General features: G+C 49.5%; 13 protein-coding genes. All 13 read left to right on the top strand.

The annotated features are described in order from the left end of the window. The first annotated feature begins 8 nt into the window (after positions 1 to 8). The 13 genes from BI343_RS14425 (at position 9) to BI343_RS19765 (ending at position 20444) form a co-directional block, all read left to right on the top strand. Positions 9 to 740, top strand: a complete 732-nt coding sequence (locus tag BI343_RS14425; protein WP_071110203.1) for a hypothetical protein — start codon at positions 9 to 11, stop codon at positions 738 to 740. Between the two features lie 263 nt (positions 741 to 1003). Then, the gene (locus tag BI343_RS19785) at positions 1004 to 1504 is read left to right on the top strand and encodes a hypothetical protein (RefSeq protein ID WP_139165753.1); all 501 of its coding nucleotides are present in this window, start codon (positions 1004 to 1006) and stop codon (positions 1502 to 1504) included. A gap of 254 nt (positions 1505 to 1758) precedes the next feature. After that, the gene (locus BI343_RS14420; RefSeq protein ID WP_071110202.1) at positions 1759 to 4083 is read left to right on the top strand and encodes a CS1-pili formation C-terminal domain-containing protein; all 2325 of its coding nucleotides are present in this window, start codon (positions 1759 to 1761) and stop codon (positions 4081 to 4083) included. Then, complete coding sequence (locus BI343_RS19780) at positions 4076 to 5167, top strand: hypothetical protein (RefSeq protein ID WP_139165752.1); 1092 nt, start codon at positions 4076 to 4078, stop codon at positions 5165 to 5167. Before BI343_RS14420 ends, BI343_RS19780 begins: the two co-directional genes overlap by 8 nt. 52 nt (positions 5168 to 5219) lie before the next feature. Further along, positions 5220 to 5480, top strand: coding sequence for a hypothetical protein (locus BI343_RS19775; RefSeq protein WP_139165751.1), 261 nt, complete (start codon positions 5220 to 5222; stop codon positions 5478 to 5480). A gap of 247 nt (positions 5481 to 5727) precedes the next feature. After that, positions 5728 to 7890: a type I secretion system permease/ATPase gene (locus tag BI343_RS14415; RefSeq protein WP_211269437.1), complete on the top strand. Its 2163-nt coding sequence runs from the start codon at positions 5728 to 5730 to the stop codon at positions 7888 to 7890. After that, the gene (locus BI343_RS14410) at positions 7887 to 9323 is read left to right on the top strand and encodes an HlyD family type I secretion periplasmic adaptor subunit (protein WP_169829018.1); all 1437 of its coding nucleotides are present in this window, start codon (positions 7887 to 7889) and stop codon (positions 9321 to 9323) included. The genes BI343_RS14415 and BI343_RS14410 overlap by 4 nt, the downstream gene beginning before the upstream one ends. Before the next feature lie 82 nt (positions 9324 to 9405). Next, positions 9406 to 10704, top strand: a complete 1299-nt coding sequence (locus tag BI343_RS14405) for a TolC family outer membrane protein (protein WP_139165750.1) — start codon at positions 9406 to 9408, stop codon at positions 10702 to 10704. A gap of 417 nt (positions 10705 to 11121) precedes the next feature. Then, positions 11122 to 16788 (top strand): TcdA/TcdB pore-forming domain-containing protein, encoded by a 5667-nt coding sequence (locus tag BI343_RS19385; RefSeq protein WP_083340981.1) that lies wholly within the window; start codon positions 11122 to 11124, stop codon positions 16786 to 16788. Positions 16789 to 17041: 253 nt separating this feature from the next. Further along, positions 17042 to 17515, top strand: coding sequence for a toxin-activating lysine-acyltransferase (locus BI343_RS19380; RefSeq protein ID WP_083340980.1), 474 nt, complete (start codon positions 17042 to 17044; stop codon positions 17513 to 17515). Positions 17516 to 18002: 487 nt separating this feature from the next. Further along, positions 18003 to 18176 carry a transposase family protein gene (locus BI343_RS19375; RefSeq protein ID WP_083340979.1) on the top strand — a complete coding sequence of 58 codons (174 nt, stop codon included), beginning with the start codon at positions 18003 to 18005 and terminating at the stop codon, positions 18174 to 18176. 653 nt (positions 18177 to 18829) lie between these two features. Then, the gene (locus BI343_RS19770; protein WP_139165749.1) at positions 18830 to 19051 is read left to right on the top strand and encodes a hypothetical protein; all 222 of its coding nucleotides are present in this window, start codon (positions 18830 to 18832) and stop codon (positions 19049 to 19051) included. Positions 19052 to 19694: 643 nt separating this feature from the next. Beyond that, on the top strand, positions 19695 to 20444 hold the full coding sequence (locus BI343_RS19765) for a winged helix-turn-helix domain-containing protein (RefSeq protein WP_139165748.1): 750 nt from the start codon (positions 19695 to 19697) through the stop codon (positions 20442 to 20444). Positions 20445 to 20455 lie beyond the last annotated feature (11 nt).

The following is a 20455-nucleotide window of genomic DNA, read 5'->3' as shown; positions in this document are numbered from 1 at the left end:
GGAATATCATGCGTTATTTATTATTTTTAGCTTTGAGTGCGCTGGCATCGCTGCATGCGGTGGCGGCGCCCAGCATAGATGTGGGCTCCATGTTTGAATACATGGATGAAACAAAGCGCACTTTGGTTAAGCATGTGCACAACCATGGTGATAGCACGGCCTATGTGAAAGTTTCTTTGCGTGAAGTGGTGTTTGATGAATCTGGTCGGGAACAGGACGTTGCCGATTCGGGAGATGCAGGCATCTTGGATAAAAAAGAAGGTTTGTTGGCTAGCCCTTCGCATTTGATTATCCCGGCAAAGGGACGCGGCGTGTTAAGGCTGGTTCATCTGGGAGGCCGGGAGCGGGAGCGCTATTACCGCGCTACGTTTTCTCCCGTGGTGCCCAAAACGCTGGATGAGTTCAAACTAGATGAAAATGTAGCCGAGCAATATCAGCAGTCATTCAGCGCCGGTGTCAACCTGCTGATCGGCTATGGCGCAGTTGTCATTGTACGGCCCGAGCATACCCGATTTGACACGCGAGTGATGAAAGAAAACAGCCAGCATGTGATCTGGAACCAGGGGAATAGCACGGTGATCATCCCGCACTATTCTGTATGCTCGGGCGATCAATGCGAAAACGCAGGACTAATCCATTTGCGGCCGGGGCAGAAGAAGTTGTTTCCTGCCGACGGAAAAAAGTACAAGGTCTTCCTGAAGGAAGGCGAGCGGACGCGCATCGTGGAGCTTGAGGGGTAAGTGGAAAAATGGACGGAATGGAAAGCATATTCATATTGTTGATGTTTATTTTCATTTTGTTTACTGTAGTTGTCTGTTCTGCCATGGTTTTGTTGTTGCTCCATATTCGAGCCTACTTTGATTAATGGCTGTGTTGTTAATAAGTGATTGCCGAGATTATTGAAGCTTTCCTGCGGCCGGTGGTTTTGACCGCTGGAGGCGCAAGGTCATGATTTCTATCTTGTGATAAATAAAGCTTATTTTTATTTTATAAGGAACATAAAATGTCTAAATCTATTAAAAAATACGCATATGGCCTAGCCATGATTGCCTTGACCGGAGTGTCGCATGTTGCTACTGCCGCTCCTACGACTGAACAAAAGACCTTTGCTGTAAGTTATAACCTTCCTGTTCAATTTACTATTGTTAAAAAAGCTGGTAATGCTGCTATCGCACCGGGTGAAGCTATGGTATTGACGGGTACATTGGGTGCTCAGATTCGTAACACTCTCGAGCTGATATTGACCAGTAATCTAGGTAAGGTAAAAGCCAGACTTGCTGCTGGTGGCACATCCCCGAGATTGATAGGTGCAACTTTGCTCGAAGAAATTCCGTTGACGGTAAAGGTCGGTCCCGTGACCCTGAATGGTAATCTTCAGGATGTTGCACCCCATGGCGCTCATGATAGAGACCTGATTATTGAATCAGAAAGAAACGTGCCATCCACCTTGCCTGGTGATAACTATGTTGCAACGGTAGAGATTGATTTTGTTTCTGAACTGTAAATAATCCCTGCCCATTCTCATGAGTATTCTTTGCGCATGAGAATGGGAGCTTCAAAAAAATAGAGTGTCGAGTGTTGTAGTCAGAGGCGGATTTCAAAATATAAAAATAACCATTTTGTTGACTGTTTGCTCGAATCAGTTTGAAGAAGATGTCGAGCTTAATGGTTATTTCTATGTTGAAAAAGCATGTACTAATTTTGTGTAGAGTATTTATCTATGGCTTGCTAGCTATGGTTCTCCCTGTGCAGGCATCCGTGCAGAAGCATTGGGATGAGCAGTTGGCTGCGCTCCCGGAAGAGTTTCGCGCGGCGTTGTTTGACGTGCCGCGCTTGTCCGAGCTGTGGGTGGATGGCCGTCAATTGGGTGAGGTGGAGCTGATAGTGTCCAGTGACGGCATGGTGCGCTTGCAGCCTGGCATGGAGCCAGCGGAGGGCGGGCTGTGGCTGGCGTATTTGACGTCCCCCAGAAGATTGGGAAGCTGTGCGCAAGACTGCCCTAACGGGCTGCTGGCGCTTGAATATGATATTGCCGAATCGCGTTTGAAGCTGCTGACGCGCGGCGCGGAACAGGCTGGGGACGCGGCTTTCCACGCGCTGCCGGCGCAAGGCGGGCATGGCCTGCTGCTGCGCAACGATTTGAGCGTGTTTGCGCAGGGACGCGGCGGGCTTGAGGGGCGTTACAGCTTGGACGTCACCGGCAGCCTGCACAACTGGACGCTGGTGGGCGCCACGCAGCTGGCGCAAGGCGGCGCAGGCCATCATGCCTGGCGGCAGACGGTGGGGCAGTGGTACGCGCAGCGCGAATTGCCGCGGCATTTTATCCGGCTGGGCAAGTTCGCCAACGGCGTGCAGGGCTTGGCCCGCACGCCCACCTTGAGCGGTGAGACGGTGCTGGGGCTGATGGCCGGCAGCTCCGACGCATTGGTCCGTGACAGCGATTTTCCCAGCCAGACCCCGATACAGGTGAGCGGTTTGCCGGGCAGCGTGGCGGAGATTTTACGTGATGGAGTGCTGCTGCATAGCCAGGCGCTGGAAGGGGGCCTGCAAGCCCTGGACACCAAACGCCTGCCGGGCGGCATCTATCCGGTTGAGGTGCGGGTGCGCAAGGATGGAGAGGAAATGAGCCGTCGCCAGGAGTGGGTCTACAAACCGCAGCGTTGGGGCGACCCGGCACAGCGCTGGCGCTACAACGTGTTTGCAGGGCAGCGCAGCGAAAGCTTGGGCAGCCGGTTTCACCGGCAACTGGGCTGGAGCGGCGGCGGGATGATCAATTATCTGCTGCATCCCAAGGTGATGCTGGGCGGCGGAGTGGTGCGCAGCGGTTCGCGCAGCGAGTATGCCGCTACGGTGGATGCCGAGCTGAACGAACGGATGCGGCTGGACGGCGGCCTGTTTTGGCGCGATGGCGACAAGGGGTGGCATGGCCAGCTATTGCGTACCCTGGCCGACAACAAGGGCAGCTTGCAGCTGGGCCTGGAGCAGCAGTGGCGGCGAAGCGGAGAGGCGCGGCATGCCCTCACGGCTACGGCCTATCGCCAGTTGAATGAGCGCAACAGCGTGACGCTGCAGGCGCGCCACGATGCGCGCAGCGGCAGCGTGGGCGTGGATTTGGGCTTGAACCGTCGCCAGAACTGGCTGGGCCAGGATGTCGACTTGCGTTTTTCCCTGTTTGATCAAGCCGGCTTCAGCGGGCAGGCGCGCCGGCGTGGTGTGGAAGCGGCATTGAACCTGCATCTGGGCGAATCCGGGCGTCAGTACCATGCCAGCGTGGGCAGCCGCGCCAAGGAAGGCCGCCAGCGAGCCTATGCCACGGCAGGCATGAGTCAGCAGTGGCAAGACGGCGCGTTGCGCAACGCAGGCCTGGCGGCGGAGGCCAATGAGCAAGGGCTGGGCTTTAGCGGCAATGTGGGCTTCCGCCATGATTTGGCGGACGGCGATGCCTTTTTCAGCCGGGGCGCCAACCGCATTTGGACCGGCAATCTCAATGTGCGCAATGCCGTGGTCTTGGGCGCAGGCAAGGCCGCGCTGGGCGCGGTTGAAGCCGGCAACGCGGCCGTGATGATTGTGGAGGTGGAGTCCGACGATCCCAATGCCACGCTGCAGGGCGATGGACGCTGGGGCGAGCAGACGCTGCGCCCTGGCGTCAATCTGCTGCCGCTGACGCCGTATCAGCCGGGGCGAGTCAATTTTATGTTGGCGCGCGCGCAAGAGGGGCAGCCGCTGAGCGTGCGGCCATCCAGCGCCGCCTACCACCTGAACCGCGGCGGCGTGGCTTATCAGAAGGTGAAGGTCATGCGCGTGATGACGGTGATGGGGCGGCTGCTTGACCAAAGCGGCCAGCCTTGGGCCGGTGCCAGCGTGGTCAACCATGCCGGCCGCACGGTTAGCGATGAAAACGGATTGTTCACGCTGGATGTGCATGCGCATACCCCGGAACTGGGGGTGGAGCGCGAGGGCGTCAAGCATTGCCGCTTGCATTTCGAGCCAGAAGGGCTGGCGCTGAGCGAGGGTGTAGTTTTCGTAGGGGATATCGGTTGCTTGGTGAATGGTGTGGAATTTAAGGATGTAAATAATGTTTAGCATGTTGAAAAAATCTACTTTAAGCGGGCTATGCGTATTTTTGGGATGGATGGGCCTGTCGCAATGTGTGCTTTCAGCAGATATTAATATACCCAATTCAGAAAACTTGGATTCATATCGCACCATGGGTCCGAAAGCTCCGGTCACTTTTTGTAGGGCTGTCAGTTGTGACAGTGCTAAGTCATTGCTATTGACTAGCGCGGAGCACGTTGTCCCGGTGGATGTGAATGGGAATATATCAATAAATTATACCGCAAGTACGGTGTCGCAAGGAGAGCGAAATATAGTATTCAATCCTGCGGGTGGTGTACCCCGTGAAATGCGAATAAATTTCAAAAGACTAGGTTTTGCTTTTGTTCCAAGAACGCAGCTTACAGGCGGAGAGTGGACGCGCTTAGAATTAGAGCTGGTTAATAAGAGTGCAAGTTGTCAAGGCATCTCTCGTGGTGGAATAACTATTGGTGCCGCTCGAGGCTACGCTTTAATGTTTAAGGCAGGAGTAGACTGTTCATTTGTCTTTGCATACCCTAAAGATGGTGTGAAACTAATGCACTTTGTCGTTGAATATGATTTTGGTCCTGTTGATGCCTTTCCGGTAGGGACATATGTCGGTAATCTAGGAGTTTTGGCTGGCAGTGTTGGTGGTTTGAATGCCAATCTGGTTGACGTGTTTGCTGGAGCTTCTGTTCAGCTTACTGTAGCTTTGACAGTGCCTAGCTATATAAATATAAGGGTTCCAGACTCTAATGTGGTTTTGGAGAAGCATACAGATGGCGCTTTGAGAAAGATGATTCCAGTTTTTATAGGAACAAATTCGAGATTTAGATTTTCCTATGTTGGCAATAGTAGAAGCCGCCATCTTGTAAATGATGTTTATGGTAATAGTGTTAGGTGTGATGCTTTCATTCATTATCAAGAGTTTTTTATTTCGCAAGGAGGGAGCGTTTATATTAAGAAAAATGTCTGGGATTTCAGTGATGTTAAATTGTTGCTGGAATTTCTCATATCATCCGCTGATGCAAATGCGATGTTTCCGGGCAGGTATCATGGAAATGTAACAGTTCGGTTTGAGGCGGTGCTTTAGTTGGTTTTGGGTCGATTCGCATTCGGATTCCATTGATAGAAGCATATAGCTTATGAAAGTAGAGTTGAAAGTACTTATTTTTTTATGTATTTGTCTGTTTCCATTGCTAGTTTGGCTTTCTATAGAGTGGTTTGCCGCAGTACTTACGCAAATGTTTATTGAGCCAGATCTTTTTGCAGATTGTATGTTGACAGGCCAAATATCTGAATTTCGAGCAGCCATGGATGCCTGTCTTATCAACTCAGCCAGCCACATGGCTGGAAACTGTGATATGCAATGCGATTTCAATGGGTTGACCACCCGTCTGCGTTGAAACCAGCGCCGCGGGCTTCCCATATCGTCCCGAATATATGAGCGGTTTGCCGACATTCCAGCTGCCTGAGGTAAGATGTATGCCAACCTAGTTTCCACGCATAAGCCCGCCTTGCTTGCAAGGCAGTGTCCTGATCTTCCTTCCCCTGTGGTTTCGCTCCCCTCGCAAATGCCGCGTTGCTGGTAGCGGCGCGCTATTGCCGCGCGTCTAAGGGGCGATTTTTTCTCATACCTAGAGCGATGATTGTATGAATGATCCTTTGCCCGCCTTGCGCGAGTCGGAGCAGGCTTGCGCCAGCATGCTGGGCTGCTTGTCTGTCCTGCTGCACTTTTTTCGTCTACCCGCCAACATTGAACAATTGCAGCGCGAGATGGCCGGCCGGCCATGTGATGGCGAGGCGCTGGTGCGTCTGTGTCGCCAACTGGGCTTGAAGTCGCGCAGAGTCAAGGTGGCAGTGGGGCGCTTGGAGCGTACGCCTTTGCCGGCCATTGCGGAGTTACGCGATGGCGGCTTTGTGTTGCTGGCCAAGGCAGTGGATGGGCGGGTTCTGATACAGCAGGGTGAAAGCGGCGAAATCGCCATGCTTGAGCTGGCGCAATTCGAGGCGATGTGGAACGGACACCTGGTGCTGGCCACCAAGCGCGCGGCCTTGCTGGGGCAGGGCGGCAAGTTTGATGTCAGTTGGTTTGTGCCCGCTTTGCTGAAATACAAGAAGCTGCTGGCGGATGTATTGCTGATGTCTTTGTTCCTGCAGCTATTTGCTCTGGTTTCTCCGCTGTTTTTTCAGGTGGTGATGGATAAGGTGCTGGTGCATCAAAGCATGAGCACCTTGCAGGTGCTGATATGCGGGCTGATTGCGATAGCCGTGTTCGAGGTGGTGCTGGGCGGCTTGCGCACGTATGTGTTTTCCCATACGGCAAACCGAGTGGATGTGGAGCTGGGCGCCAAGCTATTTCGACATCTATTGGCATTGCCTATGGCGTATTTCCAAGCGCGGCGGGTGGGGGAAACTGTCGCGCGGGTGCGAGAGCTGGAGAATATCCGCGAGTTCATCACCAGTTCGGCATTGACGCTGGTGATGGACCTGTTGTTCACCGTGATCTTTCTGGCGGTAATGTGGTACTACAGTCCGCTATTGACGGTGATTGTATTGTTATCGTTGCCGTGCCTGGTTTTGATTGCCGTATTCGTGACGCCCATTTTACGCAAGCGGGTAGATGAGAAGTTTCGTCGCAATGCGGAAAGCCAATCATTTTTGGTGGAGTCTGTCACCGGAATTGAGACCTTGAAAGCCATGTCGGTGCAATCCCAGGCGCAGTCGCGCTGGGAGGAGCTGCTGGCGGCTTATGTTAATGCCAGTTTCCGTTGCGCCAATTTGGGCAATATCGCCGGCCAGGCTGTGCAGTTGGTATCCAAGCTGTGCTCCGCATTGATTTTGTATTGGGGCGCGCAGTCCGTGATCGAGGGCAGCCTGACCATGGGGCAATTGGTGGCGTTCAATATGTTTGCCGGCCATGTGGCGGCGCCGGTGCTGCGGCTGTCGCAGTTATGGAATGATTTTCAGCAGGCCAGGTTGTCCGTGGAGCGTTTGGGCGATGTTCTGAATAGCCCGACTGAGCCAGGTTATGACCCGAATCGCTCCAGCCTGGAAGCCATTGCCGGCAATCTGGTCTTTGATCAGGTGACTTTCCGCTATCGGCCGGATAAGCCGGAGATACTGCGCCGGCTCAGTTTGAAGATAGAGGCAGGGCAAACGGTGGGGATTGTCGGTCCCTCAGGCTCCGGCAAGAGCACCCTGGCCAAGCTGGTTCAACGCATGTATCTGCCGGAATCCGGCCGGGTGATGATAGATGGCTTCGATTTGGCGATGGTAGATACGGCTTGGCTGCGCACGCAAATTGGTGTGGTGCTGCAGGAGAATCTACTGTTCAACCGTTCCGTGCGCGACAACATCGCGTTGGCCGATCCAGGAATGAGCATGGCGCGCGTGATGGAAGCGGCCAAACTGGCGGGCGCGCACGATTTCATTCTGGCGCTGCCGGAAGGTTATGACACCATGCTGGAGGAGAGAGGCTCCAATCTGTCCGGCGGGCAGCGCCAGCGTATCGCTATCGCACGCGCCTTGGTATGCAATCCGCGCATTTTGATTCTGGACGAAGCGACCAGCGCATTGGATTATGAGTCAGAAAGCATCATTCAGCAGAATATGCGTGATATTTGCCAAGGGCGTACGGTGTTGATCATTGCCCATCGTTTATCCACCGTGAGGTACTGCGACCGTATCGTCACGATAGAAAATGGAATGGTTATGGAAGATGGTAGTCACGAAGATCTGTTAAGGCAGGGAGGCCGTTATGCGCGTCTATGTGCGATTCAGGCCGGGAATGGAAATATAGAGGTTTTAGTATGAAGCAAGTGTTTTTAAAGAAATTGTTGGTTGTTTGGACTCGCGCATGCAGATGTGGCCAGCAATTTCAGGAGTTGTATCGCAAGGTAGTAAAAAGCTGGCAGGATAGAATAAGCCGGAAGCTGGCTCCCCATGAACGCGAATTTTTGCCTGCAGCTTTGGAAGTGCTTGAAACGCCCGCTTCACCTGCGGGGCGTTGGTTAGCTTATGTGCTGATGGCCTTGTTTGCTCTAGCTTTGGCATGGGCCTGCCTGGGAGAAGTGGGCGTAACAGCGGTTGCTCAAGGTCAAGTGATGCCTGATGGAGGGGTGAAGTCGATACAACCTCTCGAGGCTGGCATCGTCCGTAAGATCCACGTCATGAATGGCCAGCATGTAGAGGCGGGGCAGATCTTGCTGGAATTGGATAGCACTGAAAATCAGGTGGATGTATCGCAATTGCAGCGGCAGCTGGGACTGGCCTTACAGGATATCGAGCGCTTGCGTGCGGTTTTGGTGGGAATCGATCACATTTCTAGGCATACGGCACTGCCTGGGGGGGAGCATGGCAACACGCCATTGCAGATGCGAATCAAACAGCAATTAGGCGCATACCAAGCAAGGGTTGCCGCATTAATGGCGCAGTCCGCAGAGAACAAGGCATTGCTCATAGCTAGCCAATTGGAGCAGGAAAAACTAACCGCAAGATTGCCTGCGCTGGCTGACAAAGCGGAAGCATGGCGTCAATTAAATGAGCAGGGAATGGCCCCGCGTTTGCAATGGCTGGAGTTTGAAAACGAGCGTATTGGAATTCAAAAGAGCCTAGAGGTCGAAATGCAGAGAATGCTGCAACATCGCGCCAATGGCCAGAGAATTCAAGCAGAACTGATACAATATCAGGCTGATATGCGTAGACAATTATTGGGAGAGTTAGCTGAAGCTGAGGATAAGGCTAGTGAAGCAGAGTTAAATATTCGACGTTACAGCGAGCGAGAAAAAACACGCTATTTGAGGGCACCAGTCAGTGGCCATGTACAACAATTGGCAGTCCATACTATTGGTGGCGTTGTGCAACAGGCGCAGCAAATTATGGTAATCGCACCAGATCATGCCAAGTTGGTTGTGGATGCATTGGTATTGAATCAGGATATTGGCTTTGTGCGTAGCGGGCAGCAGGTAACATTAAAGGTAGATAGCTATCCATATAGCAAGTATGGCACCCTCTCTGGGATTGTTGAACATTTATCACATGACGCGATACCAGATGAAAAGCGAGGGCCAGTATATGCGGCACGAATTCTGCTTGCTGATGAAACGATTTCCAAGACTGGAATGATGCTGGCACTGCAGGCAGGGATGGCAGTTACGGCAGAAATTAAAACGGATAGCCGGAAAGTGATTGATTATTTACTGTCGCCCATTCGTGAAGTAATGGGTGAGGCATTGATGGAGCGTTAGTGCTGGCCAACATAGTGAAGCATATCTCTGAGCTGTGCGATGAGTATTGCTGAATCTGACAAATCTTCATTATGACCTCTTTATGAAAAACATAATACGGTATTTCCTGATCGCCTCCATCATGGTGTGTTTGCCTGGCTCATCTCTGGCATTTGGTTTAGTAGAGGCTTGGGACGCCGCACGTAATTTTAATCCGGAATATGCGGCTGCACAGCATCAACTCTATGCTGAAAGAGAAAAAAAAAATATAGGACGCGCAGGACTACTTCCTCAGCTTAGCATTGCAACTAATCATACGCGAAATCATTGGGAGTCGCCTGTCAGCATGCCTAGCTCAGAGGCGCGTAGCTATAGTTTTCAATTAAATCAGCCACTGTTTGATGTGGGAAAGTATGCTGCTTTTCAACGCGGTGGTATTGAGGCCAAAATGGCTGATGTGCAATTTGATCTTAGTCGTCAGCAACTATTGGCATCAGTTATCAGAGCTTATCTTGAAGCATCCCGTGCGCAAGATTTATTGGCAGCTACGCTTGCGGCGAAAAAGGCATATCAATTGCAAGTTCAGCAGGCCTATCTCGCGCAACGTTTGGGCACAGCAAGTATGCTGGAGCTGAATGAGGCACAGGCGGCCCTGGATGGTGCAAGCGCAAAAGAGTTAGAAGACAGAAATGAGCTGGAAAGATGGCAGCTTGAAGTGGGGCGCCTGACGGGGCTGGATGGGAAAATGGTTTACACGGTAGATAATGTATTAGCGCTGAAGCCATATCCTGAAAGTGAGTTTCAGTATCTTGCAAATAGAGCAATGATTGTCAATCATTCAGTCCGGCTCGCGGAGTTTGCTATCGAAGTAGCCAGGTCAGAGGTGCTTGCTAAAAAAAGCCTGCATATGCCGATATTAGCTTTAAGTGCGGCCTATAGTGATAAGCATGATGCGGATGGATTTCCAGCAAGTAGGCGTGGTAGTAGTATTGGCGTAGTTTTTTCTATGCCAATTTTTTCCGGGGGGGGGCACCAGGCTCAATTAAGAGAATCATTGTCAAACAAGGATACCGCACAAGAAAAATTAGAGGCTACTCGCCGTCAAGTCAAAGCGCAAATACTTAAGGCCTTGAATGATATGAATAGCGGGGTGAAATTAACAATGGCGAAAGAAAAATTATTGTTATCCAGTAAGAGTAAGTTGGACTCTACGAGATTAGGTTTGAAGGTTGGATTAAGGAGCCAGCTTGACCTATTGCAAGCTGAGCAGGCTTACCTTGATGCTTTTGCAGGATTGATTGAGAGTAAGCATCGTTATTTGACTTCGCACGTTAATTTTGCATTGTTGATGGGAAATTTGGACAGGGATATGTTGCCACGTCTGAATAGCGTGCTGAGTTGAGTATGCATGCGCGGTGTCTTAGTTCTTAATCAGTGTTGTGATGCATTTGAATAGACATTGGAAAAAGATAGAATAGAAAATTTAAGCCTGCTTCATCTTTGGATGGGCAGGTTTTTTATTTTACCTAGTTGTGATAAGTTTGATTTTAATAATGGCTATATTTCTACATGCATTAGCCCTGGAAGTGATTCATTAATAATAAATAAGGTTGGGTGAGTTTTATTATTGGTTAAGAGTTGGAATATTTTGTCATAATGAATCGTCAACTTGGTTGGTTTGTCATAAGAAAAGACTCTGCTCAGTTGATGCAGTTCGGTGAGGCTTTAATTATGAACCTTGTTATCTGGTTGTAGCCTCATGTAGACCATTTTATTTGTGCAATATAGCAACTTGCAATAATGTCAGGGGAATAGTGATATGGCATTGGAACGTGCAGCCTCTCTTAGAGAAAAGATTGAGATAATTCATAATATTTATGAGCGTATGCCAAGCATGAATTCAATGGGGCGTGAACTCGAAACGCTGGACCGGTCTATCGTTGCTGCTTTGGATTTGGATGCAATGAAAGCTGATTTGGCGGCAGGCATAGATGCAATAATTTCGGCACAACGCCAATCCGGTCACAACCCTCCACTAACACTGTCAAATGAGCAAAAGAGTACCATTGCAGATTTGGCAGTGGAGGGTATTGTTAGGAAGCACACCGGGGCGCGGGGGGAGCTTTTGCTTTACTTGGAATCCATTGGATTTGCGTTTGAGCCGCGCCTTGGACGTAATTGCTTGCTGACATTTTGGTCTGGCGATGGAGAAGAATATAAGCGAGTTTTGAATAGCAAGTTACGCCCTGAAGGGGTAAGCGTTGCTAGCGATTTTGATATTACAGCTTTGGATTTTGTTCATAGTTTAAGACATAGAATAAGCAACTATGCCCATAGAAATCCTGGGAGTGCTGAAATCGCTCGCGCTGCTGCGGAGGGGAACATGGAAATCATAGGTTATTTAAGCTCTATTTATGCGGCGCATACTCAGGAAAGGGGAGGGGTAGTTTACGTTTTATCAAGAAAAGGGTTGAAGGTTAACAGCTATTTTTGGGCAGCGGAGTTGCCTGTGCTGAAGATGTTGCAGCGCCAGGGCAAGATAGGAGAGATACGCATCTTGCACCAATCTCCTACTGAATATGCAGAACTGCCGCTGGCAGAAATAGGTAGCCCTCTGATTGAGGGAGATGTAGATATAATTGCAGATTATAGACATGTGCCAGAATGGATGGTAAATCTTAGCATCATAGATCAATACAATCGATGGGTGGATGAGGTTGCAAGCCCAAAGCTCAATGAATTGCTACATGAATCAATGAACTATATTTATACTCATGTAGATAGTGCACGGTTATCTGCAATGAAGGTTTTAACCGGGAAAGTCATTGCGAGACTACAAAATCTATCCCTTGATTATTATTCAAGTCAGCAGCAAGTAGATTCTATAAGAGATATTTATCGTTTCGCACAACCATTGTTGGCTGAAAGTAACTTCATCGCAATGGCAAGAAATATTTTTCAAAGAGAGGGTGCGTCGTACAAAAAAATAAAATCTATTTTGACTGAGTGTAATGATATTCTTCGCCGGCCAGCTTTTAAGCTGCCAAGTTCATCCAACCCCAATATCACTTTGCCATTCAGAACAGGGGTGATCGCGAGACGTGAAAATGCACTCAGACGGTTAATGCCATTTAATTTGTTGCGGGAATTATGGCATGTTGAGGTTGATATGAGTACGACAAATCCTACCGAGATGACGTTGAGAACTGCGGTGGGTAAGCGATGCCTTGTTCGTTTTGATATGTCAGATAATGTTTTCTCCGGGGCTAACCGAGTAAAACAGATTCATACGCTAGAGCGATTTATATTATCAAACTTCACTGCGGAAGATATGCCGGCGCAATTGCTGTGCGATGGCCAGAGTATATCAAGTGGAGAACAGCAATTGGCCCAACGTCTGCCAGATGATGATACTAGTGGTTTTGTATGGCAAGTAGATCGAGAAGCTGTGGGCGCCGTGCGAACGGCGCCCAATCACCGGGAGTCTGTAGAGGAAAATCCAAGCCGCAGTCGTGGTAGGGGGCGTAGCAGAATTGATCAATTATCGTTTGTCGATGCCGTTTCTCAACTTAAGCAAATATTGAGCAACAGTGAGCTGCAGGCCTTGCGTACAAGCGCTCTCGGTACTAGCTATGCTGTTGCTCAGCGAATTTCCATTTTGCTGCAGCAAAATAATATTGCATTTGATGTGCGTATGTTGCAGCTTTGGCGGAATGAGCGCGATTTTGAACCATTACAACATTATGTGATTATGGCAAAATTGGGCGGTCACAAAATTGCAATAGACTTGTGTGCCCGACAATTTGCAGGCCCTGGGCAAAGCACGGATGATATTATAAGCAATATTAAAAGCTGGGAAGAAAAATTTCTGGCTTTAGATCAGGTTAGAACCAGGGCTGTCAATTATAGGGATTTTGATAGCACAAACGTAGTTCGACAGGCGCTGGTAAACGATGCGCGTTGGCACGGCCAATTGACAGATCCTACGTGGGCAATCTTAGGCCGTCCTCCCTTGGATTTTGAATTGGTACTCAAGTATCCTGCATGGGGAACTAAGTACTTGGAGTTTTATCAACAAGCTGCCCGCATGGGGCAACGTGATATTTCCACTGAAAACGAAGAAGAGTTGGATAGGCTATGGCGTGCGTATCCAGAAAAAATGGAAGAAATTGAAGATGATCTGCGATCGCTCGTACGCTATCCCATCATTAAATTGTGGACTCGGGATCAGCTAATTGCTCAAATTGGTAATATAGCAGCGACGCCAATCGAAAGTGCGCTAGTGATGCTGGATAATTATCATAGAGACATCACTCGCCTGTCTGCTGCTGAAAAAATTGAAACGCTGCATAATTTTGCTAGCGAGCTTGAGAGACTTTCACGGACAGGCTATCCTGCCGCTGCACTGCTGCGGCAATGGGCGGATGAGGCCAGAAATCATGCTATGGCGCAGTATCTCTATAGCCAGTGGGGCGCATTGGGAGCTGTTGTTGATGCCGAGGATGGTTGGCGCGAGCCGGCACTGGACGCATTAAGGCATCTAATATCGAGTGCCCATGAATCTCATCAGATGGATAATTATCAGCGGCAATTGATTGTTCAGTTAGATGGTGATGATTATTGTTTTGAAGCGGCGAAGAATATATTTAGCAAGAGTCCGCGCCATAGCGAATGGATGCAATTGAATGTAGATGTCAGTGCGGCTTCGGCGTTGGGTTGGAACGAGCAAACAAGCTTAGTGCGGTCGAGTGCCCCGCTTCAGTTGGATACCGAAGGGCGAGTGCGCATTGTGTTGGTTGGGCATGGCCGCAAGGCTAATGGCGTGACTCTGTTTGGCTACCGCAACGCAGAGCAGCTGCAAGTTGAACTGGACATACTTTTTGCGCGCATGCCGACGGAGAAGATCCGTGGTATCCATCTGGATTTGCTTGGTTGTAATTTGGTGGATAGGCAAAATTTGCATGAACAGTCACTGCCAAGCGAGGTCGCTGATTGGCTGCAATGCCAGGCAGAACTTTTAGGCATTGCGCCAGAACAAATTTCTTTGAGTGCGCGCGAGTATCCGGTGCGTGTCAATGCCAGTGGCAAAAAGGAAATTCTGACGGAAGAATATGGCTGGATCACTAAAGAGTCGGCGCGCTTGCGAGACCTGCTGCACAAGGTGGAATGGCGTTGGGATCCTGACGCGCAGAAGATGACGCCAAGGCATGTGCAACTGGAGTCTTTGCTGGAGGTGGGACGGGACATCGAAAGCGTGGTCCATCATGCCGCCTTGAGCGATGCCGAGCGGGCTGCACTGGTGGAATTGCATCAACAGGTTGGCGATGACGTGCGGCAACGGCTCTTGGGTGAACAAGCGCCTGATGCCGTGCATCGAGATAGCGTCTCTGCTTACGCTGTGCAGAACATTGGTGCAATTCATCGCGCGGAACAGTGGTCTATTGCAGTCCAGACACTGAAGCAAAGGGAAAGCCTGGATGCTAGTTGGCTGGCGACGGTGCAGGTTAGGCGGTCGCGCGCAGGAGGCGGCATGGAGATTCGATTCATTAAGCGCGATACCGGCGAGGTGCGTTGGGTGCGCGACGAGAATCCTATTTTTGCCGAGTTCTATGATATTTCCTCGATGACAGCTCACTTGGCTGATGCCTTTCAATGGCGTGCGGCGGACAACCGTCTTGTGGTGAGGCCGGGTCTAGAACAAAGCCGCGGCGTGAGCAGTTTGAATGCGGCATTCATGCTGCAAACCCTGATGAGCGTTAATCCGCGCAATGGTGGGCTGAATGCAGTCAGCGATGCGGCTAAGGTGCAAATTTACAGCCAGTTGGTGCAAAACAGCGTCGGCTTGGCGGATGATGCAGCACAGCTGACTGGATTGATAAGAAGCGCGCTGGGAGCCGAGTGGAACCTGGCTGCTCGTGGCACGGAGTTGATGTCGCGTGTTGCTGGCGTTGCCAATCCTGTGCTTGATGCGGTCAATATCGCCGCGACGGTGGTCGAGTTGCAGCAAACCAGCGATCCGACTGCTCGTGCGGTGATAGAGGCCAGGCTTGGTACTTCCGTCGTCATGAGCGGTTTGAATATAGCCAGTTTGATTGCTGGCTTGACAGGCGCGGGTGCTGCAGCTGCGGGTTTGAGCGCGTTGGCGGTGCCGCTGACAGGGTTGGCTGTGGGATTGCCGGCCTTGGTCGAGAATTACCAGCGCTTGCGGCAAGGGTTTGACCAAGCGTCGCAACGCTTGGATGCTATTGCAAACAGTATTGAGAGTGCTGGATTCCATCTGGAGCATGGCATATGGCAGCTGAATCCTGGAGCGGTAGTCGATCGCATCGATTTTCGTAGTGGTCAATTGCATTACGGCAGCGTAGAAATCAATGCGACTAAGGGTGGGAGTGCGCACACGGTCACGGGGGGGTGGGACCATTATTTTGCCCGTCCTGATCCGGATACCCATCGTTGGCTGGATGTGTATGCTGGCCTAGGCTTAGCCAGGGAACAGGCATTTTCGCTTGATGCATCTCAGCCAAACTTACCTGTTTTGTTGCCTGCTGCAATCAGTCGCCGGCTGACCTTTGATTATCAGCAAGTGACAGGTAGGCGAACTGCCAGCGCGCCTGCCATGGATCGTTTACGCGCGCATTTTGGAACGGATTTTGTCCCGCGCATGTATGCGTTTCCAACCGATTGGGCTATTTACCGATTGGATGAGACGCGCCGGTCTACAGCCATTGAAGTGAACTTGGATGCATCAGCTCGCTCTTTGATTATGCCGACGGTGGCTGATGCCGATGATCGCGGCTTATTGAGTTACACCTTGAATGGCGGTGGTGGGGCGTATGCTGTCGTTTTACCGGCAAATCCGCTGAACTTGAGGGTAGAGGCGAGTGGCAATGCCCAAGAGCGTTGGATTTTCGATGTGGACTATGCATTAAAGCAGCACAGTATTCAAGATGGTCGCGTTGTGCTTGGCGAGTTGAAGCCGCAGGTTTTCTCTGGCTTGAGAATTGAAAATAATTCGATTTCGATCGGTGGGCATACAGTTTCGTTCCAGGGAGTCAACCGTCCGGCTGCTGTATTATTGCGGCATCGTATTGGGGATGGGGCGCAAATTTGCTTAAATGTTGATTTGGCAGGGCGGCGCTATGAGTCTTCGCTATTATTGAATGAAACGCCAGAGGGAGCTAGTTTGGCGCAGTTGCAGCAGTTTTTTTCTAGCAGTGATGCGCAGATTTTATTGCGTAATGGCCGAATCGCAATGGTTGTCGGAAGCGAGGCGGGGGAGATTGAAGTTGCCAGTGGCTTATCAGCTATCTTGCCATTTCGATTGAGCGCGCCAGAGACCGAAGGCAGCGGGCTCCCCAACGCTAATATGAATAGCCAACGTCTGGCGCATGCAATGACTGGCTTGTCCTCTCCAGATGCTGGGGCAGACGTACTACGTACTGTTGATGCTTCTCGCTCTACACCTATGTTGACTCATACAATTTAAACGAAGCAATGGCTAGCCATGGTTGGCATGGCTAGCTGTAGTTGATTCTCATTTCATCAAATTTGGTAGACGAGGATTGTTTTATCAATGTCCAGTAATGATTGGTAAGGAATTTTAAACTCAGCGTTATGGGAATTAAGATTTAGATTTTTCTAATTGTGAGATAATTTTCGACCGCTGACCAAGAGATAGCTACTTTATGTAACTTGGTAGGGCTGTTTATTTTTTATTGAAAATGGTTTGACGTGCTGGAATGAAAGTTGTCTCAGATATGAAAATTATGGATTTTGAAAGTTCATCTATTCCGCGACATAATCTTTTGGGCGGATTTTTATCAATTAGTTTAAATTCTGATAGCCATAAAAGCTATACGTTGGAGCAATGGGAGAGACGTGTTGTGCCCGCTTTGATGTTGGGGCAATTTTCATATTATTTAAGTGATGAAGGTCTCCCTTTAGCTTTTTGTAATTGGGCATTCGTTTCTACTGCAGTTAGAAGTGCTCTATTGACAGGTGATCGAGATATAGTGCCTAGTGATTGGCAGTCTGGGGATAGCCCATTCATTGTAGAATTAATTGCACCATTTGGTCATGAACAGCAGGTGGTGGCGGATGTGGCAGAGCGTGTTTTTAAAATTTCCCGAGGCGACAAGATTTGCGTGCAGCGCGGTTTGAGACATACAGGTATAGGATATGTTACCAAGTCCGTGGAGTGGATTGGCATTTGATGTGAGAAAGCATGATGCATGCTATGACGCAGTGAAATGTACTAATGGTTTACCTGCTCCAGCCCATCCAGGCCGCTGGCGCGTGACTCTATAGACGTGTGCAGAGCAAGGACTGTACGTAAGAGCCGGCTGGCCTTGGAATTTACGATTTGTTTTTGCAGACATCGCCGAGCTGCTATGTAGAGCATTGAGGGGGATTGTTCCACTTGTTGAACCCTTGGCATTGCGAGACTGCAATCGTAGATTTTTGTCTTAATGATAGATGTGCCTATCTGGCGCTCGCTGGGCAGCATTCTGGTGATTGCCGTGTGCGCCATCTTAAGAGTGGCTAACAAAAATCAATTTAACGGCTGAGGCAAGGCGCACCGACGCAGGCAGTACTTGAGTACGACAAGCCGGCGCAACGCAGCATCAGGATTTTTGTTGGCGGCTATTAGCGGGAGGATGTGAGTTTTGTAGTGGTCGAGTCCGCAGAGGTCAAGCGAGCTTGGCTGCTGTGCTGACTGTCGTTGAAAACGGCATTCCTTCTCGTAGCACCTTCAACCGCGTGTTCCGACTGCTCGATCCCAATCAATTCGAGAACGCCTTCTTCTGCTGGAAGCAAGGACGGTTGAGCTCGTTCCAGCAGATCGTCACCGGACTGGGTTTAGCGATGAGGTAGAATGTGGTTCAAGAAAAATAAATGCAATCAACGTGAGGCATGTATTTTCTACTGTGCTGGATGCTGGAGGGTTTCTGGTCATCCTGGATGCGATGAGTTGCCAGTGAAGTGGTGGCCCGGACGATCGTGGTGCGTAGAGAGGACTATTTGCTGGCGGTAATGGAGTATCAGCCCAAGCTGCCCCAGTGCTGCAGAATGCGTGCATGACACCCGTTGAGCGAGTTTCCCGCTCGCAAAAGGGGCGTAGCTGCACGGTGTTGCAACATGTCATGATTGCGCCAGCTGAAGCAGTACTCGACACTCAGGTCTATCCGGCTGTCAAACAGTGGGCCGTGTGGATCCGCTGCAGCTGGCTGGCCGCGGACAATCGGCGCTGGAGCTGCACTATTATTTTTGCCACGTGTGTTGAGCGTGGAAGAGATGGTATAGGCGATACGCTGTGATTGCGCAATATAAAATGGACTGCACTGGCATCTGGATGTGATTGTTGGGGAAGATAGCTGCCATGGCGCGAAGATTATGGGCCACAGAATTTGCGAGGGTGCTGAAATTACTCGCTTTAACTAGCCAAGAAATGCATGCGGGTGCTGCACAAGTGCACTGGCTGGAATGATGAGCTTTGGCTCAGTTCCTGGGCATGAAGCTTTTATGACTTGAAGGTGCTCTTCCTCTGGGCATTGCGCTGGTTGCCATGCCGCAACCTTGCATTGGCGGCAGAGGGATGGGTTCATGGTGAGATGCAACGAGTGGCGCTGTGGCAGTCCGCTTTCCATGTGTTGACAGTTAGAAAGCGGCTGCTGCAGGAAAAGATGCTGAGTGAATTATTAGAAGTTATTTCCCGATGCGCCAGACAAGACGATGTGTTGTTGCTTTGATTTAGCTGGTTGAGGCTGAAAGTTACGCCAGGGTGCTATCATGCACTTCAGGAGGTCTTCTTGTTCTTGTCTATATGATGGCTTAATTATGATCCTTACTGTGCCATCATCATTCTTCGCGCTATCGACTGAAATATATGTGCTGTGAGTCGTTATGGATTTGACTTCGATTGCATCCATGATCATGTCGCATACTATACTAGAGCCGATACCGATTGAAATTTGTATATCGCTATTTTCATCGCGTAGATGATTTGAAATGAACTCGTCAAGGATAAGCTGAAAATTGGCTCGCATGTCATGCCTCGGTTCTGGAAAGTTATTTCCTCAAATATCGCGCATTTAGGCATGAATTGCCATTCTAATTTCATTAAGGTGCAAGAAAAGTGATTGTCAGCCTTACTAAACCTTCTGAGCGCTGAGGCTATCGTTGATAGCTGTGAAGTGTACAGTTTGATTCTATATTTTAAGCTTGGAGTGCATAAGTACAAAATCATGTGGCCTTAGGCGTAAAGGTTCGTTATATGGCGAATTTAAAATTTCTATCTATAATTAAAAGACGGCATGTAAATTTTAAATTTACATAATGACGTAATTTGCATTAACCGTTTGGTGGTTTATATGAAGAATGAGGATGGCATCTATGAAGTGGATTATAGAACACCATATACTATATGATTATACAGAAGGAGTGTTGGAAGCGCCTGATGGTAGGAAAGTCGATCTTAAGTATAATGAGAATGTTCTTCTCAGTAAGCTGGTGAGCGGTTTTTTTGATAAGCATGTTCTTATGGAGGCTGTATGGGGTAAGTTAATTGTAACTGATTCAAGTTATCATAAATTGATATTTGAGTTAAGAGCACAATTTGAACGTATCGGGCTTGACCCAAAGTTGATTAAGACAGTTCCTAGGCGAGGGTGCATGTTTGTTGGAGTGTGCGAGCCGAGCGGGGAAGATTCTCAAGAAGATACAAAAAGAGTAAGCGATGTGGGGGCGGAGGCGGAGGCGGAGGCTACAGCGCATCTGGCTGTTTCTGATTTAGAACAAAATGTGGATTCCAGCCTAGATGTGTCTTTGTTAAAAGATAGAAGTAAGAATATTCTGCTGACAGAGCGTAGGGCTAGAGATTTTTTGTTTTTTATTCTTGTCGCATTTTTGGGATTGGCCTCTGGGTGGCTTATCTCTGATTTTTTACCGAGTTTATATATAAATAAGATCAAGAAGGATAATGGGTTAATTTATGTGGTTGGCTTGTTATATAAAGACGTTCCAAAATTGCCTGGCTCTAGTGGCGATGTATTCTATATCAAGAATAGAAAAGGAACTTCTATATACTATTGTGACAAGCATGATGGGAGTGATTTGAATTGCAAAAATCAAATAAGTTTTTGATTTGTTTGGTA

This window comes from Chromobacterium amazonense, from assembly GCF_001855565.1.
Taxonomy (GTDB): domain Bacteria; phylum Pseudomonadota; class Gammaproteobacteria; order Burkholderiales; family Chromobacteriaceae; genus Chromobacterium; species Chromobacterium amazonense.
Note: the sequence above shows the minus strand (reverse complement) of the source record. Positions and strands in the feature narration are given on the sequence as shown.